Raw genomic sequence first — 386 nt, 5'->3', positions numbered from 1 at the left:
GCGTATGCGTGCGAGGAGATCGTCGAGAACCCGCTGAACGCCGCGCGCTTCACCGCGCGCAGCAACCTGGTCGGCGTCGTCACGAACGGCACGGCGGTGCTCGGGCTCGGCAACATCGGCCCGCTCGCGTCGAAGCCGGTGATGGAAGGCAAGGCGGTCCTGTTCAAGAAGTTCGCCGGCATCGACGTGTTCGACATCGAACTGAACGAGTCGGACCCGCACAAGCTGGTCGACGTGATCGCCGCGCTGGAGCCGACCTTCGGCGGGATCAACCTGGAAGACATCAAGGCGCCGGACTGCTTCATCGTCGAGCGCGAAGCGCGCAAGCGGATGAAGATCCCGGTGTTCCACGACGACCAGCACGGCACCGCGATCGTCGTGGCCGC

1 pseudogene is annotated in these 386 nt (G+C 66.1%); it reads left to right on the top strand.

Annotated elements, in window-relative coordinates:
- Positions 1-386, top strand: a pseudogene (locus tag U5771_RS35385) (NADP-dependent malic enzyme); the annotation flags it as partial.

It is taken from the genome of Burkholderia sp. BCC1977, from assembly GCF_905339595.1.
Lineage (GTDB): Bacteria > Pseudomonadota > Gammaproteobacteria > Burkholderiales > Burkholderiaceae > Burkholderia.
The sequence above is the reverse complement of the archived record's forward strand: the minus strand, read 5'-3'. Positions and strand labels throughout refer to the sequence as shown.